This is a genomic window from Macrococcus psychrotolerans, from assembly GCF_038095555.1.
Taxonomy (GTDB): domain Bacteria; phylum Bacillota; class Bacilli; order Staphylococcales; family Staphylococcaceae; genus Macrococcoides; species Macrococcoides psychrotolerans.
Genome location: NZ_CP124591.1, coordinates 1,809,680 through 1,824,869, shown reverse-complemented (window position 1 = coordinate 1,824,869; position 15,190 = coordinate 1,809,680). Strand labels below are relative to the sequence as shown.

General features: G+C 39.2%; 19 protein-coding genes. All 19 read left to right on the top strand.

Annotated elements, in window-relative coordinates; translation table 11 throughout:
* Positions 1–68: 68 nt before the first annotated feature.
* The 19 genes from QA539_RS09560 to QA539_RS09470 all read left to right on the top strand — a co-directional run bounded on the left by QA539_RS09560 (position 69) and on the right by QA539_RS09470 (position 15,149).
* Entirely contained in the window at positions 69–644 is a 576-nt protein-coding gene (locus QA539_RS09560; RefSeq protein WP_099482257.1) for a thymidine kinase, read from the top strand.
* 18 nt (positions 645–662) lie between these two features.
* Positions 663–1,739, top strand: a complete 1,077-nt coding sequence (prfA, locus tag QA539_RS09555) for a peptide chain release factor 1 (protein WP_086039246.1) — start codon at positions 663–665, stop codon at positions 1,737–1,739.
* Positions 1,723–2,562, top strand: coding sequence for a peptide chain release factor N(5)-glutamine methyltransferase (gene prmC / locus QA539_RS09550; protein ID WP_419895140.1), 840 nt, complete (start codon positions 1,723–1,725; stop codon positions 2,560–2,562). Before prfA ends, prmC begins: the two co-directional genes overlap by 17 nt.
* Before the next feature lie 91 nt (positions 2,563–2,653).
* Positions 2,654–3,658 (top strand): L-threonylcarbamoyladenylate synthase, encoded by a 1,005-nt coding sequence (locus tag QA539_RS09545; RefSeq protein ID WP_219493195.1) that lies wholly within the window; start codon positions 2,654–2,656, stop codon positions 3,656–3,658.
* A 7-nt stretch (positions 3,659–3,665) separates the two neighbouring features.
* Positions 3,666–4,088 (top strand): low molecular weight protein arginine phosphatase, encoded by a 423-nt coding sequence (locus tag QA539_RS09540; RefSeq protein ID WP_219493193.1) that lies wholly within the window; start codon positions 3,666–3,668, stop codon positions 4,086–4,088.
* A gap of 66 nt (positions 4,089–4,154) precedes the next feature.
* Complete coding sequence (rpiB, locus tag QA539_RS09535; protein WP_283722190.1) at positions 4,155–4,601, top strand: ribose 5-phosphate isomerase B; 447 nt, start codon at positions 4,155–4,157, stop codon at positions 4,599–4,601.
* Positions 4,594–5,118, top strand: a complete 525-nt coding sequence (locus tag QA539_RS09530; RefSeq protein ID WP_219493190.1) for a TIGR01440 family protein — start codon at positions 4,594–4,596, stop codon at positions 5,116–5,118. The genes rpiB and QA539_RS09530 overlap by 8 nt, the downstream gene beginning before the upstream one ends.
* A 9-nt stretch (positions 5,119–5,127) precedes the next feature.
* Complete coding sequence (gene glyA, locus QA539_RS09525; RefSeq protein WP_419895139.1) at positions 5,128–6,363, top strand: serine hydroxymethyltransferase; 1,236 nt, start codon at positions 5,128–5,130, stop codon at positions 6,361–6,363.
* A gap of 21 nt (positions 6,364–6,384) precedes the next feature.
* On the top strand, positions 6,385–7,014 hold the full coding sequence (gene upp, locus QA539_RS09520) for a uracil phosphoribosyltransferase (RefSeq protein ID WP_015912264.1): 630 nt from the start codon (positions 6,385–6,387) through the stop codon (positions 7,012–7,014).
* A gap of 14 nt (positions 7,015–7,028) precedes the next feature.
* Positions 7,029–8,171, top strand: coding sequence for a non-hydrolyzing UDP-N-acetylglucosamine 2-epimerase (wecB, locus tag QA539_RS09515; RefSeq protein ID WP_283722188.1), 1,143 nt, complete (start codon positions 7,029–7,031; stop codon positions 8,169–8,171).
* 187 nt (positions 8,172–8,358) lie between these two features.
* On the top strand, positions 8,359–8,712 hold the full coding sequence (locus QA539_RS09510; RefSeq protein ID WP_219493181.1) for an ATP synthase subunit I: 354 nt from the start codon (positions 8,359–8,361) through the stop codon (positions 8,710–8,712).
* Between the two features lie 24 nt (positions 8,713–8,736).
* A complete protein-coding gene (gene atpB / locus QA539_RS09505) occupies positions 8,737–9,459 on the top strand; it encodes a F0F1 ATP synthase subunit A (protein WP_219493179.1) in 723 nt (240 codons plus the stop codon).
* Between the two features lie 47 nt (positions 9,460–9,506).
* Positions 9,507–9,719, top strand: coding sequence for a F0F1 ATP synthase subunit C (atpE, locus tag QA539_RS09500; protein WP_041636195.1), 213 nt, complete (start codon positions 9,507–9,509; stop codon positions 9,717–9,719).
* Positions 9,720–9,784: 65 nt separating this feature from the next.
* Positions 9,785–10,321 (top strand): F0F1 ATP synthase subunit B, encoded by a 537-nt coding sequence (locus QA539_RS09495; protein WP_219493178.1) that lies wholly within the window; start codon positions 9,785–9,787, stop codon positions 10,319–10,321.
* Complete coding sequence (atpH, locus tag QA539_RS09490; protein ID WP_219493176.1) at positions 10,321–10,854, top strand: ATP synthase F1 subunit delta; 534 nt, start codon at positions 10,321–10,323, stop codon at positions 10,852–10,854. Before QA539_RS09495 ends, atpH begins: the two co-directional genes overlap by 1 nt.
* A gap of 22 nt (positions 10,855–10,876) precedes the next feature.
* Positions 10,877–12,388, top strand: a complete 1,512-nt coding sequence (gene atpA, locus QA539_RS09485) for a F0F1 ATP synthase subunit alpha (protein WP_219493174.1) — start codon at positions 10,877–10,879, stop codon at positions 12,386–12,388.
* Positions 12,389–12,419: 31 nt separating this feature from the next.
* On the top strand, positions 12,420–13,286 hold the full coding sequence (gene atpG, locus QA539_RS09480; RefSeq protein ID WP_219493172.1) for an ATP synthase F1 subunit gamma: 867 nt from the start codon (positions 12,420–12,422) through the stop codon (positions 13,284–13,286).
* Positions 13,287–13,304: 18 nt separating this feature from the next.
* Positions 13,305–14,720, top strand: a complete 1,416-nt coding sequence (gene atpD, locus QA539_RS09475) for a F0F1 ATP synthase subunit beta (protein WP_015912256.1) — start codon at positions 13,305–13,307, stop codon at positions 14,718–14,720.
* 18 nt (positions 14,721–14,738) lie between these two features.
* On the top strand, positions 14,739–15,149 hold the full coding sequence (locus QA539_RS09470) for a F0F1 ATP synthase subunit epsilon (RefSeq protein ID WP_419895138.1): 411 nt from the start codon (positions 14,739–14,741) through the stop codon (positions 15,147–15,149).
* Positions 15,150–15,190 lie beyond the last annotated feature (41 nt).

Below are 15,190 nucleotides of genomic sequence, written 5' to 3'. Positions count from 1 at the left end.
ATTTTTTATTTTTTATAAACAATTTATGATATAATTAATCGATTATTGTTTATAAAGGTGGCATTTAAATGTATGAGCATTACCATTCAGGTTGGATAGAATGTGTTACAGGAAGTATGTTTAGTGGGAAAAGTGAAGAGTTAATTCGCCGCGTGCGACGTGGACTTTTCGCAAAACAAAAAGTGATTGTATTTAAACCGTCTATAGACGATAGATATAGTGAACTGGAAGTTGTATCACACAACGGCAATAAAGTAGAAGCTGTAAATGTGCATCATTCATCAGAAATATTAGAACATGTAAAAGAGACGCATGATATTATAGCGATAGATGAAGTGCAGTTCTTTGATAATGATATCGTAGGTGTTGCAACACAGCTTGCAGAAGAAGGATATAGAGTGATTGTTGCCGGACTAGATATGGACTTTAGGGGTGTTCCGTTTGAGCCGGTGCCAGAACTCATGGCGGTTAGCGAACATGTGACGAAACTTCAGGCTGTTTGCAGTGTATGTGGAGCACCTAGCTCCCGTACGCAGCGATTAATAGATGGTGTGCCCGCCAAGTTCGATGATCCGATTATACTTGTTGGTGCAAAGGAAAGTTATGAACCAAGATGTAGGGAACATCATGTTGTACCTAAATAAAATTTAAAGGAGAATGTTATGTTTGATCAGTTAGAAATTGTAGAACAGCGTTACGAACAATTAAATGAATTATTAAGTGATCCAGATATCGTAAGTGATACCGATAAATTAAGAGAATACTCAAAAGAACAGGCTGACCTTCAGGAAACGGTTGAAGTGTATAGAGGATACAAAGAAGTAAAACAGCAACTTGAAGAAGCATTAGAAATGATGGGTGAAGCCAGTGATGCTGATGAGCAAGAAATGATTAAAGAGGAAATCAATACGTTAAAACCTCAAATTCCTGAACTAGAAGAAAGGATGAAACTATTATTAATCCCTAAAGACCCGATGGATGACAAAAACGTGGTTATGGAGATTCGTGGTGCAGCTGGTGGGGATGAAGCAAATATCTTTGCTGGAGACTTATTCCGTATGTATTCAAGATTTTCAGAAGAACAGGGCTGGAAGATTGAAGTGATGGAAACGAATGAAGCTGATCATGGTGGGTTTAAAGAAATCAGTTTCACAATCATCGGTAAAGGTGCATACAGTAAGTTGAAATTCGAAAATGGAGCACACCGTGTACAACGTATTCCAACAACTGAAAGTGGTGGACGAATACATACGTCTACAGCAACGGTTGCTGTATTACCTGAAGTAGAAGATGTGGAAATTGAGATTCGTCAAGAAGATTTACGTATTGAAACGTACCGTTCATCAGGTTCTGGCGGTCAGCACGTAAATACGACTGACTCAGCAGTACGTATTACGCATATTCCAACAGGGATTGTGGCGACATCTTCTGAGAAATCTCAAATTAAAAACCGTGAAAAAGCATTGAAATTACTTAAAACACGTGTATTTGATGCGAAATTACAAGAAGAACAAGCGAAGTATTCTGAACAACGTAAATCAGCGGTAGGAACAGGTGATCGCTCTGAACGTATTAGAACATATAACTATCCTCAAAATCGTGTAACTGATCATCGTATCGGTTTGACGATTCAAAAATTAGATCAAATTGTTGAGGGTAAATTAGGAGAAATCATCGATGCATTAACAATTGCAGAACAAACGTCTAAGTTAGAAGCATTAAATGATGGCGTACTCTAATTTAAGAAATCTTATTAAAGAAGGAGAAGTAGCGCTTATTAATGCACAAGAGCCAGCTATTGGAGCGACTTTTCTAATGATGGATCTGTTTGCTCTCTCGAGAACAGATATTATGCTAGGTGAACGTCAGTTGAGTGATGAAGAATGTGCGCAATATAAAGAGGGGATTGCGCGGCTTGTTCGGCATGAGCCGCTTGCTCATATTACTGGTTTTCAGATGTTTTATGACCGCAAATTTATGGTGGATGAACGCGTACTCGTTCCTAGACCTGAAACAGAAGAGCTTGTAGCGCTTGCTTTAGCGCATGTATCTCCATCAGACGTTGTTGCAGATATAGGAACTGGAAGTGGTGCGATTGCAGCAACGGTTCAACTAGAAAGTGGATGTACGATGTATGCTTCAGATATTAGTCGGAAAGCGTTGCAAGTAGCGCTGCATAATATTGCGCTCTTAGATGCACGAGTGACATGTTTTGAAGGTGATCTACTTCAACCTATTATTGAAAGAGGGATAAAGCTAGATGCACTGCTATCCAATCCCCCTTATATTAGTAGAGATGAAGTGACAGAGATGAACTTGACCGCGCTCTTTGATCCTGAACTTGCGCTATTTGCAGAAGATGCAGGGCTTGTACTTTATAAACGTATGATTAAAAGTCTCCCGGAAGTTATGAATCAAGGTGCCTTTATTGCGTTTGAAATCGGGCACCGTCAGGCGGATGCACTCACACATTATATTCACGAACATTTTAGTCATTTACACGTCAATATACATAAAGATATTAATGGTAATGATCGAGTGCTATGGTTTAAATGGTGTTAATAAGTTATGCACAATTCTAAAAAGTTATCCACATTTTGTGCATAACTTTTTATTTTTACATGAAAGACCTTTAAATAAAGGAGTGAACGAAGTGAGAACAAATGTTTGGGATGTGTGTAACTATGTGGAAGATTTGTCCACATATCCACACGTACAGGAAATCATTACAGGTTTCAAAGCAGGAGAAACAATCGCAATTCCCACTGAAACAGTATATGGTTTAGCAGCTGATGCTACAAATAGAGAGGCAGTAGCAGCGATATTCAAAGCGAAAGGCAGACCACAAGATAATCCGTTAATTGTACATATTCATCATCTGTCACAGCTTGAATGGTTTACTCATGATATTCATGCGGCGGCTTATAAGTTGATGGATTATTTCTGGCCAGGGCCTATATCATTTATCGTTCCAGTAAAACAAGGTATCCTTGCGGAAAGTGTTACTGCGGGACTAAATACGGTGGCAGTACGTATGCCTGCACATAAGGTTGCGCATCAACTCATCGAGATGACTGATTTGTTGCTCGCTGCACCGTCCGCTAATACGAGCGGCAAACCGTCACCTACAAAAGCAGAACACGTGATTCATGATATGGAAGGGAAGATATTTGGCATTGTTCAAAGCGAACAAGTAGAGGTCGGAATAGAAAGCACGGTTGTTGATTGTAGTCAGTATCCATTTAGAATTGCAAGGCCAGGAGCGATTACACACAATGACCTGGAAATGGTGGTGCCTGGATGTATGAGCGATGAACGTATTGAGGGAGACAAACCAATTGCTCCAGGTATGAAATATCGACATTATGCGCCGAACAGCCCATTAGAATTAGTGGAGCGATTTGAAAGTTTGGAACTGGCTGCAAATGAAGCGATTATTGCACCACTAAGTGAAAAGGATAAAGTGAATGGTGGATGGTTCTTTAAACTTGGTGCTACGTTTGAAGATAGTGGGGGTGCAATGTATGATTTATATGATGCGCTGCGCAGTGCAGATGATATAGAGGAAATTGAAAAGATATATATTACTGACTTTACGTCTTATAATGGTAGTGATGCGTTAATGAATCGTATCAATAAAGCAGTTACAAGAAAGTAGGTGGCATATGGAAATCGTATTCGTTTGTACAGGGAATACTTGTCGTAGTCCAATGGCAGAAAGTATCGCAAAATCACTTAATTCTAACCATTTATTTTCTTCAGCTGGGCTGTATGCACAAGAAGGACAGCCTATTTCAAAGCATGCAGCATCAATCATTGAGCAGGAAAACTTAGTGCCTGTAACAGAGAGTCATCAGTTCGATGCTATAGATAGTGAAAAGGATTTAATATTGACGATGACAAATAGTCATAAAATGCAAATTAAGTTAATGTATCCAGGAAGTAATGTATATACTTTAAAAGAGTATGCGATGGATGAGAAGGGAGATATATCAGACCCTTACGGAGGGGATTTCTCAGTGTATTTAGATACTTATAACGAACTCTCCTATTATATTCGTGAAATGCTTCGAAAGCTCGACCGATAATTGATTTACTCATACATGAAATACGGTATAATATAGAGTGATATAGATTTAAGGGAGGTTGTTTATTTGAAAATTGCAATCGCAAGTGATCATGGTGGATTTCAGTATAAAGAGAAAATCATTGAATTATTACAGTCCCAAAATATTGAATATGTTGATTTTGGCCCACCAGATGAAACATCTGTTGATTATCCTGATTATGCTAAGCCAGTTGCTAAGAGTGTAGTGAATGGAGAATGTGACCGTGGAATCTTGATTTGTGGCACAGGTATTGGAATGAGCATCGCAGCGAATAAAGTGCCAGGTATTCGCTGTGCATTAGTGCACGATGTATTTACAGCGCAAGTGACGCGTGAGCATAACAACTCTAATATATTAGCAATGGGACAACGTGTGATAGGCGAAGGGCTAATGCTGTTAATTGTTCAGACATGGCTGGACGCTGAATTTGAAGGGGGTCGCCACCAGAAGAGGATTGATAAATTAGCAGCGCTGGAGTCTTGCAATGAATAGTCTTAAACAGTTGATGACAGAGCTAGAAGCAAAAGATTTCTTTAAAGAGGGCCAATTATGTGTAATCGGCTGTTCTACATCTGAGGTCATCGGTGAAAAAATCGGAACACATAGTTCTGATGAAGTTGCTGCACAGTTTATTGAAATATTTGATGATGTTCATAATAGAACGGGTGTGGATTTTTGTTTCCAAGGATGTGAACATATTAACCGAGCATTAACGATGGAACGAGAAGTTATGCTCAACTATCAGCTAAATGAAGTTACGGTTGTTCCTGCAAAACAAGCAGGGGGCAGTATGTCAGCAGCAGCTTATCGTCACTTTAAGGATCCTGTCGTAGTTGAACATGTCCAGGCAGACTGTGGTATTGATATTGGTCAGACGCTTATAGGAATGCATATTAAGCATGTACAGATTCCGGTAAGAACCACAACGAAAAAAGTGGGCGGGGCAGTAGTCACGATAGCAACACATCGTCCGAAATTAATTGGTGGGCCACGCGCTCAATATAAATAGGAGGGTATTATGTCAGAAATTAAACAGCAAGATAATCAAGTATTTGAAGCAATCACGAAAGAATTTGAGAGACAAGACCATCATATTGAATTAATTGCGTCTGAGAATTTTGTATCAAAAGCCGTGATGGAAGCACAGGGATCGGTTCTGACAAATAAATACGCTGAAGGCTACCCGCATCGCCGTTATTATGGTGGGTGTGAGTTTGTAGATATCGTTGAGGATTTAGCACGCAATCGTATTAAAGAGCTCTTTGGAGCGGAACATGTCAATGTACAACCGCATTCAGGTTCGCAGGCTAATATGGCCGTTTACCGTGTCGCTTTAAAACCTGGAGACACAGTTCTAGGAATGAATTTAAGCCATGGAGGTCACCTCACGCATGGTTCGCCAGTGAACTTTAGTGGTGTAGATTATAATTTTGTTGCTTATGGTGTAGATGAGAAAACAGAAAGAATTGATTATGATGTTGTTCGCGAACTTGCACGAGAACATAAACCTGCACTTATCGTTGCAGGCACATCAGCATATTCACGAACTATTGATTTTGAAGCGTTTAAAACGATTGCAGATGAAGTCGGTGCAAAACTGATGGTCGACATGGCACATATCGCAGGGCTTGTAGCTGCTGGTCTTCATCCGAATCCAGTATCTCATGCAGACTTTGTTACGACGACGACACATAAGACATTACGTGGACCTCGTGGTGGTATGATCATTTGTAAGGAAGAGTATGCAAAAGCGATCGATAAGATGATATTTCCTGGAATTCAAGGCGGACCATTGATGCATGTTATCGCAGCCAAAGCTGTCGCATTTGGTGAAGCGTTGACAGAAGACTTTAAAGCATATCAACAGCAAGTGGTACTTAATGCGAAGACATTAGCGGATGCTTTAACTGAAAAAGGATTACGCATTGTTTCTGGCGGCACAGACAATCACTTGATGAGTATAGATGTAACGAGCTGTAACATTACGGGTAAAGTCGCAGAGCGTGCACTTGACGATGTCGGCATTACTACAAATAAAAATACGATTCCATTTGATAAAGAAAGTCCATTCGTTACAAGTGGTATTAGAATCGGGACACCGGCTGTGACAACACGTGGATTTAATGAAGAAGACATGAAAGATATTGCATCGATTATTGCGGACGTGCTCGCTCATACAGAAGATGAAACAGTGAAGCATAATGCAAAGGCGCGTGTACGTGCAATAACAGAAAAATATCCATTATATAAATAATTATTAGGAAAGAGGTATAGTATGGCGAAAGTCCATGTATTTGATCACCCCCTTATTCAACACAAATTAAGTTATATTCGAGAGGAGTCAACGGGTACGAAAGAGTTTCGTGAGCTTGTTGATGAAGTTGGTATGTTAATGGCATACGAAGTAACACGTGACCTTGAGCTAGATGACGTACAGATTAAGACACCAGTTACTGAGATGACAGCAAAACGCCTGTCAGGAAAAAAGATTGCAGTTGTCCCAATATTACGTGCCGGACTAGGCATGACTGAAGGTGTGCTGAAGATGATTCCTGCAGCGCGTGTCGGTCATATTGGTCTATATCGTGATCCTGAGACGCTTCAACCTGTAGAATATTTTGCAAAGATGCCACAAGACATTGAAGAGCGCGACTTTATTGTAGTGGATCCAATGCTTGCAACAGGTGGATCGGCAATAGAAGCAATTAACTCATTGAAGAAACGCGGTGCTGTAAAGATTAGATTTATGTGTCTCGTTGCTGCTCCAGAAGGTGTAGAAGCATTACAAAAAGCACATCCAGATGTAGATATTTATATTGCAGGACTAGATGAAAAACTCAATGATCATGGCTACATTGTTCCAGGATTGGGTGATGCAGGCGATCGATTGTTCGGGACTAAATAATTAGGAGAATTGATATGAAGAAGATAATGACAATCTTTGGTACACGACCAGAAGCAATTAAGATGGCTCCCCTTGTATTGGCTTTAAAGAATGATCCAGAATTAGAACCGATCGTTGTTGTGACTGCACAACATCGTGAAATGCTGGATCAAGTACTTGAGATATTTGGAATTACTCCGGATTATGATTTGAACATTATGAAGGCAGGTCAAACACTGTCTGAAGTGACAAGCCGTGTTATCTTAGGATTAGAAGAAGTCATCAAAGAAGCGCGCCCTGATATGATTCTTGTACATGGAGACACAACAACGACATTTGCTGGAAGTCTTGCTGCTTTTTATAATGAAGTAGCGATTGGACATGTTGAAGCGGGGCTTAGAACTTGGCAGAAATACTCTCCATTCCCAGAAGAAATGAATAGACAAATGACAGGCACATTGGCAGACCTTCATTTTGCACCGACTGATGATGCAGCACAGAATCTTCGTAATGAAAATAAGCCTGAAGATAGAATTGTTATCACAGGTAATACTGCGATTGACGCTTTAAAGACGACGGTAAAGTCGGATTATCGTTCTGATATCTTAGACAGTGCAGGTGAGCGTAGAGTGATTCTATTAACTGCACATCGAAGAGAAAATATTGGTCAGCCAATGCATAATATCTTCAGTGCAATCAGAAGAATCGTGGACGAGTTTGAAGATGTTGAAGTTGTCTACCCGATGCATAAAAATCCAAAAGTGCGTGAAATTGCTGCAGAACATTTAAATAATCATGACCGTATTCAATTGATTGAACCTTTAGATGTTATCGACTTCCATAATTTCGCAAGTCGCAGTCATTTTATTCTTACAGATTCGGGTGGCGTGCAAGAAGAAGCACCATCGTTAGGTAAGCCAGTGCTTGTGCTACGTGACACAACCGAACGTCCTGAAGGTGTTAAAGCTGGGACATTAAAGTTAGCGGGCGTTGAAGAAGAAGATATTTATCAATTAACAAAATCTTTGTTAACTGATGAGACATTATATCAATCCATGTCTAAAGCGAGCAATCCTTATGGCGATGGTGAAACTTCACAACGTATTTGTGAACATATTAAATATTATTTCAGCTTGACAGAAGAAAAACCTGCGCCATTTAAAGTTGGAAGCAAGTAATTACGTTTGCAATTATCAGACTTTTTATTAAACGCTTAAATGTGTCTGATTTGTGAACATTTAGTGAAACTTTAATTTTTAAGTTTTTCACATAGCATTGACACATATTTTGCCCTATATTATCATAAATTAGGAATGAAACTGTTTTCATTCATGTGAAAACTTTTTCTAAGGAGTTTATCCTGATATGTCAGAATTTAAGACATTTTTCAACTTGTATCTAAAGTATTTTTTGTGCTTGATAATTCTACTTGCTATTATTTATATTTTCTATAGAAATAGCTTCATATTAGGATTGATCATTGGTACAATTGCTTCGGCAATCAGTAGTTTTGTCTGGCATCACAATTTATTGCGAGCAATCAATAGTGATGTGCTCTATGTTTCGAGTGGTATGGGGATTCGCTTTTTAATAGCGGTCATGGCATGCCTCTTCTGGGTAAGATTTCCGCAAAGCATTAATTTGCTTGGAATCGCACTCGGCCTGATGTTAACGTATGTTATGATTATCGTACATTCTGTTAACAGTTTGAAAAAATAATACATATATGGAAGAGGTGAAGTAATGGGACACGTATCACCCCTCTATAGTCTTGATTTATTCGGTCATGAAATGATATTTGATCTTTCATCGATGTTGATGCTTACGGTGACAGCAGCAATCGTTTTTTTAATAGCGATGTTCTTTACACGAAATTTAAGTGTAAGACCTCACGGTAAACAGAACTTTATTGAATGGATTTTTGACTTTACAAGAGGAATTATCAACAGTAACATGGCGTGGAATAAAGGTGGGCGTTTTCATTTCCTGGCTGTAACATTGTTATTATTTATCTTTGTTGCAAATATGCTGGGGTTACCATTTGCAATTATTAATGGTCACACATTATGGTGGAAATCTCCAACAGCAGACCCGACAGTTACATTAACACTTTCTACACTGATGGTGCTATTAACACATTTCTATGGTGTTAAGATGCGCGGTACTGGTAATTACTTAAAGAGTTTTGCTCAACCAGTATGGTTTATGGTGCCATTTAAAATCATCGAAGAATTTTCATCAACTTTAACGCTTGGTCTGCGTCTTTATGGTAACATTTTCGCAGGTGAAGTATTGCTCGGATTACTTGCAACGCTAGGTACAGCTGGAGCAGCTGGCATGCTAGGTGCAGCAATTCCAACTCTTATCTGGCAAGGTTTCTCAATTTTTGTAGGTTCAATTCAAGCCTATATCTTTGTAATGTTATCAATGGTTTATATGTCACATAAAGTGTCAGACGACCATTAATATAAAAATTTAAAAAACTATCATATTTCTTTAGGAGGAAATTATTAATGAATTTATTAGCAGCAGCAATCGCAATTGGTTTAGCAGCATTAGGAGCAGGTATTGGTAACGGATTAATCGTATCTCGTACAGTTGAAGGTGTAGCACGTCAACCAGAAGCACGTGGTCCATTAATGACTATCATGTTCATCGGTGTAGGTTTAGTTGAGGCCCTTCCTATCATCGCAGTAGTAGTAGCATTCATGGTAATGAACCGTTAATTATAAAATATAACTCGTTAAAGGCGAAGTCGTTCTGATTTCGCCATTCATTTATGAAAAGTGCGATGAAAGGAGCGTTATACTTGGATTTCTTATTATTAGGTCAAGCAGCTGAGCACACTGGCGTACAGTGGGGAACAGCGGCATATACATTAGTATTATTTGCACTATTGCTATTCTTATTAAGCAAATTCGCATGGGGACCATTAAAGAACATTATGGACGAACGTCAAGCAGGGATTACAGCTGACCTTGACAATGCGAAACGTCAAAACGAAGAAGCTAAGCATTACGCTGAAGAAAATAAAGCGTTATTAGCTAAAACACAACAAGAAGTATCTGTCATTATGGAAGATGCTAAGAAACAAGCGAAAACACAGCAAGAAGAAATTGTTCATGAAGCAAATATGCGTGCAAACAAAATTGTTAGCGATGCACAAGTAGAAATTGAAAACGAAAAACAACGTGCGATTGCAGACATCAATGATCGTGTTGCTGAATTATCAGTACTAATTGCTCAAAAAGTGATTAACAAAGAAATCAATGAACAAGATCAAAAACAATTAGTAAGAGAGTTTATCGAAGAGGCAGGCGATAAATAATGGCTATCGTCCAGGATAAATATGCACAAAGTCTTTTTGAAGTAGCACAAGCACAAGGTGTACATGAAAGTGTACGTCAAGATCTTGGTGAAATTAAAAAAGCTGTAACAGGAAGCAAAGCATTCTTTTTATTTGCTGAAGATCCTAAAGTATCAAGTGAGAAGAGAAATGCATTCGTAGAGGCAACATTTAAAGGTGTGGACAAGCCATTACAAAACTTATTAAGCATTCTTGCAGATAAGCAGCAGCTTGCACTATTACCTGAAATTGCAGATTATTACACAGAACACTATAACAAGTTTAATAATCAGCAATACATGAAAGTTGAATCAGTATATGCATTATCAAGTGAAGAGCTTGATAAAATCGGAAAAGCGTTCATTAAACGTACAGGCTACAAAAAGTTATTAATTGAAAACGTAGTAAACAGCACTCTAATCGGTGGTATACGTGCAACAATTGGTACGACTGTTTATGATGGCTCTGTTGCAAATGAACTAACACAACTTGAAAAATCGTTTCACAAACAATAATTTCTTAAGAGGAGTGACATAAATGGCCATCAAAGCTGAAGAAATCAGTGCGTTACTTAAATCACAGATTGAAAATTACGAGTCTGGTATGACAGTAACGGATGTAGGTACAGTTATCCAGGTCGGTGACGGTATCGCATTAGTACATGGTTTAAACAACGTTATGGCTGGAGAACTTGTTGAGTTCCATAACGGTGTATTAGGTCTTGCACAAAATTTAGAAGAGAACAACGTAGGGGTCGTAATTTTAGGACCTTTCACAGATATTAAAGAAGGCGACGAAGTTAAACGTACAGGTCGTATCATGGAAGTACCTGTAGGTGAAGAATTAATCGGTCGCGTTGTAAACCCATTAGGTCAACCAATCGATGGTCGCGGACCACTTAACACAACAAAAACACGTCCAATTGAATCACCAGCAACTGGTGTAATGGATCGTAAATCAGTAGATGAACCTTTACAAACAGGTATTAAAGCGATTGATGCATTAGTACCAATCGGTCGTGGTCAACGTGAGTTAATTATCGGTGACCGTCAAACAGGTAAAACTACAGTAGCAATCGATACAATCCTTAACCAAAAGGACGAAGATATGATCTGTGTGTACGTTGCAATTGGTCAAAAAGAATCTACAGTACGTACTGCTGTTGAAACATTACGTGCACATGGTGCATTAGATTATACAATCGTTGTATCTGCATCTGCATCACAACCAGCACCATTATTATACATCTCACCATATGCGGGTGTAGCAATGGCTGAAGAATTTATGTTTAACGGTAAACACGTATTAATCGTATATGATGATTTAACGAAACAAGCAGCAGCTTACCGTGAATTATCTTTATTATTACGTCGTCCGCCAGGTCGTGAAGCATATCCAGGGGATGTATTCTACTTACATAGCCGTCTGTTAGAGCGTGCTGCGAAATTAAACGATAGTTTAGGTGGCGGTTCTATTACTGCATTACCATTCGTTGAAACACAAGCAGGGGATATCTCAGCCTACGTACCAACAAACGTAATCTCAATCACTGACGGACAAATCTTCTTACAATCAGATTTATTCTTCTCAGGTGTTCGTCCTGCAATCAATGCTGGACTTTCAGTTTCACGTGTTGGTGGATCAGCACAAATTAAAGCGATGAAGAAAGTAGCGGGGACACTACGTCTTGACTTAGCTTCTTACCGTGAACTAGAGTCATTCGCACAATTTGGTTCTGACTTAGACCCAGCAACGAAAGCGAAATTAGAACGTGGTAAACGTACGGTTGAAGTTTTAAAACAAGACCAGAACAAACCATTAACAGTAGATAAGCAAGTTACGATTCTGTATGCATTAACTAAAGGTCACTTAGATGATATTCCGGTTCAGGATATTACACGCTTTGAAGATGAATTCCTAGGCTGGGTGGGTTCAAACGCACCACATATTTACCAGGAAATTCGCGAAACGAAAGGCTTACCGGCTGATGAAGTATTCGTAGAGGCAATTAATGCATTCAAGAAAATCTTCAACAAGTCTGAAGTATAGAACGGGAAATTAATCATAAGGTGGTGACAAAATGGCTTCATTAAGAGACATAAAAGGCCGTATTAATTCGACTAAGAAAACAAGTCAAATCACTAAGGCAATGCACATGGTTTCAAACTCTAAATTACGTCGCGCTGAAGAGAATGCAAAAAGCTTCTATCCATATATGGAGAAGATGCAGGATGCAGTTACCTCTATTGGCGGAAGTAACTCAGATGCAAACCATCCAATGCTTCAAAAACGTCCGGTGAAAAAGACAGGTTACTTAGTCATAACTTGTGATAAAGGCCTTGCAGGTCCATACAATGCAAACATTTTAAAAAGTGTAACGCAAAAAATTCAGGAACGTCATAATAATAATCCAGCTGAATACGGCATATTAGTTATCGGCCGAGTAGGGTATGATTTCTTACGTGCTAGAGACTATAACGTTGAAGGCCAAATTATTGGATTATCAGATCAACCATCTTTCAAATCTATTAAAGATATTACTCACACAGCAGTATCTCGTTTTGAAACTGGAGAATATGACGAACTTTATATGCATTATAGTCATTTTATCAGCGTACTTGAGCAAGAAGTTCATGAACGTAAGATCTTACCAATATCTAAGGAAGAGGTTTCAGGAGAATCGAAACTCTCTAACTATGAATTTGAACCAGACAAAGATGCAATTTTAGAAGTCATTCTTCCACAATATGCAGAAAGTCTGATTTACGGTGCTATCTTAGACGGTAAAGCAAGTGAACATGCTTCACGTATGACTGCAATGAAGAATGCAACAGATAACGCAAAAGAACTAATCGATGATTTATCATTACAATATAACCGTGCGAGACAAGCCGCGATTACTCAGCAAATTACTGAAATTGTTGGTGGAGCAGCCGCATTAGAATAACACTTAGGAGGAATAAACATGGCAGTAGGTCACGTAATCCAAGTTATGGGTCCGGTTATTGACGTTCGCTTTGAACATGGTCAATTACCAGCGTTAAACAATGCCTTAACTTTAGATATCGAACGTGGAGAAGGTAACACTACAAAGTTAACATTAGAAGTTGCCCTTCATTTAGGTGATGATGCAGTACGTACAATCGCAATGAGCTCTACTGACGGTGTACAACGTGGAGCGCAAGTCACTGATACTGGCGCACCGATTTCTGTACCAGTTGGTGACGCAACATTAGGTCGCGTATTTAACGTATTAGGAGAAAAGATTGACTTAGAACCTGAATTAGATGGTACTGTACGTCGTGATCCAATTCATAGACAAGCACCTAAATTCGAAGAGTTATCAACGAAAGTTGAAATTTTGGAAACTGGTATTAAAGTAGTAGACTTATTAGCACCATATATCAAAGGTGGTAAAATCGGTCTATTCGGTGGTGCCGGTGTAGGTAAAACAGTATTAATTCAAGAATTAATCAACAACATCGCTCAGGAACACGGTGGTATTTCAGTATTCGCTGGAGTTGGTGAGAGAACACGTGAAGGGAACGACTTATTCCACGAAATGAGCGATTCAGGTGTTATTAAGAAAACAGCCATGGTATTCGGACAAATGAACGAGCCACCAGGTGCACGTATGCGTGTAGCATTATCTGGTTTAACAATGGCTGAATATTTCCGTGACGAACAAGGTCAGGACGTATTATTATTCATCGATAACATTTTCCGTTTTACGCAAGCAGGTTCAGAGGTATCTGCCCTTTTAGGACGTATGCCATCAGCCGTTGGTTACCAACCAACACTTGCAACTGAAATGGGACAATTACAAGAGCGTATCACTTCAACAAACGTAGGATCAGTTACATCGATTCAAGCGGTATTCGTACCAGCCGATGACTACACTGACCCGGCGCCAGCGACTGCATTCGCTCACTTAGATGCAACAACGAACTTAGAACGTAAATTAACTGAGATGGGTATCTACCCAGCGGTTGACCCATTAGCGTCAACATCTCGTGCATTAACGCCTGCCGTTGTTGGTGAAGAGCATTACGAAGTTGCACGTCAAGTACAAGCAACATTACAGAAGTATCGTGAGCTACAAGATATCATTGCAATCTTAGGTATGGATGAATTATCTGACGAAGATAAAAAGACTGTTTCACGTGCACGTCGTATACAGTTCTTCTTATCACAAAACTTCCACGTTGCTGAACAGTTTACAGGTCAAAAAGGATCTTACGTACCAGTTAAACAAACGGTTCAGGACTTCAAAGCAATTCTAGAAGGTAAATATGACCATATTCCTGAAGATGCTTTCCGTTTAGTAGGTGGCATTGAAGCAGTTTTAGAGCAAGCTAAAGGCATGGGTGTAGAAGTATAAACATAGGAGGAAGAAACTATGAATAAATTAGCAATTGAAATAGTCACTCCTAATGGATCAATATACTCAGAAACTGAAGCTGAATTAATTGTTCTACAGACTGAGTCAGGTGAAATGGGTGTGATGGCTGGACATATTCCTACAGTCGCACCACTTAAGATTGGTGCTGTTCATGTGACGAAGTCAGGCAATGATAAAGACTACATTGCTGTAACTGAAGGATTTGCTGAAATTCGTCCACAACAAGTATCGGTGTTAGTACAAGCTGCAGAACAAGCAGAGGGAATTGATATTGAGCGTGCAAAGGAATCATTAAAGCGTGCAGAAGCACGTCTTAATGAAGATAAAGCAGCACATGTTGATTTCCATCGTGCAGAACGTGCATTGCACCGCGCGATTAACCGTATTGAAGTCGCGAAGTTTAGATAATAAATAAAGGAGTGAGACAATTGTCTTGCTCCTTTTTTACA